This is a genomic window from Methanosarcina sp. A14, assembly GCF_001729375.1.
GTDB classification, from domain to species: Archaea; Halobacteriota; Methanosarcinia; order Methanosarcinales; family Methanosarcinaceae; genus Methanosarcina; species Methanosarcina barkeri.
In genome coordinates this window covers 1-2,997 of sequence record NZ_LZPK01000286.1, presented here as the reverse complement: position 1 = coordinate 2,997, position 2,997 = coordinate 1, and the positions used below count along the sequence as shown (strand labels likewise).

Annotated in this window: 2 protein-coding genes; both read left to right on the top strand. The window is 42.6% G+C overall.

Annotated features, from left to right (window positions below):
- The first annotated feature begins 202 nt into the window (after positions 1–202).
- Positions 203–670, top strand: a complete 468-nt coding sequence (locus tag A9239_RS13120) for a peptidylprolyl isomerase (protein ID WP_048123091.1) — start codon at positions 203–205, stop codon at positions 668–670.
- A gap of 327 nt (positions 671–997) precedes the next feature.
- Positions 998–2,665, top strand: coding sequence for an adenosylcobalamin-dependent ribonucleoside-diphosphate reductase (locus A9239_RS13115; protein WP_230629245.1), 1,668 nt, complete (start codon positions 998–1,000; stop codon positions 2,663–2,665).
- Positions 2,666–2,997 lie beyond the last annotated feature (332 nt).

Genomic DNA, 2,997 nt, shown 5'->3' with positions numbered 1-2,997 from the left:
CTTCCTCCGAGACTGATAATTACTCTAGCCCATAATTCAGCCCTCTTGAGCAAACGATGTGAGCGAAAAGGGCACCGTCCTCCCGAGACGGGACTCGGGCATCGAAGCATTTACATGTAAGGTGAACATAGAGTGCACAAAAAGCCGACAAAAAGATAGGCGAAAATAAAAATAAAACTGAATGACTGGCAGAGGAAAAGCAATGGCTGTATGGAAAGGAAAGAAAGTGGTTCTGAATACCACTATGGGCGATATAACAATCGAGCTCTTTGAAGACATGCCGATTACGGCAGGAAATTTCGCAAAACTCGTGGATAAAGGCTTCTACGATGGAGTTGTTTTCCACAGAGTGATCGACAAATTTATGATCCAGGGTGGAGACCCGACAGGTACAGGCATGGGGGGGCCAGGTTATGAGATCCCGGATGAGTTTACGAATCATAATCGCAATGACAGGGGCACTCTATCCATGGCAAACGCAGGCCCTAACACAGGCGGCAGCCAGTTCTTTATCAACCTTGTGAACAATAATTATCTCGACAAGATGCACCCTGTCTTCGGAAAGGTAGTGGATGGCATGGATGTTGTGGATTCTATAGGAAAAGTGAAAACTGACCGCCAGGACCGCCCGAAAACCGAAGTTAAAATTATAAAGGCTGAGCTGGTCTGAAACTTCTTATACTTAGGGACAACTCTTGCTTTTTATTTTTCCTATCTTTCTAGCTTTCTATTTTTTATACATTCTGCTTTTTATTTCTATTTTTGACTATTATTTTTTGTCATCATTTTGACCATCATTTTGACCATCATTTTTGGTCACAATTTCTGATCACTATTTCTAATCACTATTTCTAATCACTATTTCTAATCACTATTTCTAATCACTATTTCTAATCATATTTTCGGATACAATGATAAAAAAGCCCGCCTAATAAGAATATAATTTCTTTTATCGGAGACTGAAGCCTGTTGAATGTTTACAGGAGAAGAGATTTTTGTGTGGGAAACAGAGGAGGGACTGGATTTTCTGGCAAGTGAAACCCTTAAAGCCAGGTATCTGCGTGAGGGAGAAAAGAATTGGGAAGATGTCTGTGAGAGGATTGCAAAGGCAGTTGCAGCAAATGAAGAAGAGTATCTTGATTTCAAGGACCTCATGGTCAGAAAGATTTTTCTTCCGAGCTCACCCACGCTCATGAACGCGGGCACCGAACTCGGACAGCTCGCAGCTTGTTTTGTAATTCCTGTGGAGGATAGGGTTGAGGAAATCTTCGATTCGATAAAAACTGCAGCTCTGATCCAGAAAACCGGAGGAGGCACAGGTTTTGATTTCTCAAAAATACGCCCTGAAGGTTCTTCCAGCTCATGTGGCGATGACGCGACAAGCGGTCCCGTAGCTGTCATGAAACTTTTTAATGAGGTAACTGAGATCGTAAAACAGTTTGGAAGGCGACGGGGTGCCAATATGGGCATCCTTGATATTTCCCACAATGATATCCTTTCTTTCATCAGGGCAAAACATGTCGAAGGAGAGTTGAGCAACTTCAACCTCTCGGTTATGGTGCCTGATGCTTTCATGGAACTTGTTGAAGCGGATAAGGCTGACGAAGTTTGGAACAGGCAAACAGATGTGACAGTCGGGTGCATATTTTCCGAGATTGTAGAAGGAATCTGGAGAAATGGCGAACCGGGTATTCTTTTTTATGACCGAATAAATAGAGATAACTTCACGCCTGCACTTGGTGATATCTCGGCCACAAACCCCTGCGGGGAAGAACCACTTCTGCCTTTTGAAGCCTGCAACCTGGGCAGCATAAACCTTTCCCTTTTCGTTATTGACGGGAAAGTAAACTGGGATTTTCTCAGGGAAGTAGCCGGAAAAGCTATCCGTTTTCTGGATAACGAAATTGATAAGAATACGTATTCTGTTCCGGAGATCGAGACTGCAACTAAGAGGACCAGGAAAGTAGGGCTTGGGGTAATGGGGCTTCACGACATGCTTTTAAAGCTCGGGCTGCCCTACGACTCACAGGAGGCTCTCGAGCTTGCGGAAAAGCTTATGGAACAGATTACCTGGGCTTCGATCAGGGAATCAAGGAGACTTGCTGCGGAAAAAGGAAGTTTTCCGGAATATGAGAATTCCACATGGGAACTTCCTATGAGGAATGCTGCATTAACCGCAGTTGCTCCAACAGGCTCGATCAGCATTCTTGCCGGTTGTTCGGCAGGAATTGAACCTGTTTTCAGCTGGGTCTACAGGCGGACTCAGACCGTAGGCAGGGAATTTATGCTTGTTCACCCGTTTTTCAAGGCGCATTTCAAATCAAAACTGTCGGAAGTTGACTATGACTGGCTTCTGGATCATGTCTATAAATACGGTACTGTGCAAGATGTGGAAAATCCAGAGCTTGTAAACGAAGAGGAAAAACAGCTTTTCAGGTCAGCCCTTGACATTGACTGGAAGGCCCATATTGATATGCAGGCTGCATTTCAACGACACTGCCATGCCGGGATTTCGAAAACTATTAACATGCCTGATTCCGCAGGAAAAGAGGATATCAAACAGGCTTTGGTTTATGCCTGGAAACGAGGGGTAAAGGGGCTTACTATCTACAGGACCGGAAGCAGACAGCATGTGGTACTCAGCCTCCAAAAATTTGAAAATTAAATTTTTTGTGGCCTGTAAAAAATGCAAAGCTGTAACTGTAAAAACCTTAAAGTTGTAGCTTATAAAAAACGTTTGTGACCTCAAAACTAAGTCTGGAGCTTACAAAGAAATATATTATTATACAGTGTAATGCTTACTGACTGCATTTTCATCCTTGCTTCAGCAATTGTAATAAGCCTTGATGATTCGTTTTCCCTGAAAAAATTGTTTTTCAGGAACAAAACAGTCCTTGGCAAAAAGACTTTTGTCATAAAAAAACCAATTATAAAGGCTCCGAATAAATAAAAATCTATATTTGAGCTCTATTTTTTCCTTTTTCTTTTCTTTTCTTT

Bases quoted from the DNA above. Each gene is read 5' to 3' on its own strand.
- A9239_RS13120 (WP_048123091.1), top strand. From the start codon at position 203: ATGGCTGTATGGAAAGGAAAGAAAGTGGTTCTGAATACCACTATGGGC.